The 263-nt window shown below is 62.0% G+C and carries 1 pseudogene; it reads right to left on the bottom strand.

What is annotated here, in order from left to right:
* A pseudogene (locus SB756_RS31310) lies at positions 1–263 on the bottom strand (TonB-dependent receptor); the annotation flags it as partial.

The raw sequence follows: 263 nt of genomic DNA, 5'->3' as shown, positions 1-263 counted from the left end.
AGCACATATTCGTTGAACTGCCCTTTGGGCGAGGTCAGACGAAACTCCTGGCTGTACTGCTCATAGTCCACCGTGCCTTTGTCGTGGGAGGCGGTCAGTGGCAGCAAGGCGCGGCGGTCTCCGTCCTGGTACTGGGTGTTGTCCCAGCCGCGCCAGGCGCTGATCGACGTCAGGGTGTAGTCGCCCAACTGCCAGTCCAGTTGCGCCGACAGCCCCTGGTTCTCGTCCTCGACGTGGGTCTTGAAGTCGCTGTTGATGTCGCG

The sequence above is a fragment of the Pseudomonas sp. SIMBA_068 genome, assembly GCF_046534705.1.
GTDB classification, from domain to species: domain Bacteria; phylum Pseudomonadota; class Gammaproteobacteria; order Pseudomonadales; family Pseudomonadaceae; genus Aquipseudomonas; species Aquipseudomonas putida.
This window is presented reverse-complemented; position numbering and strand designations above follow the sequence as displayed.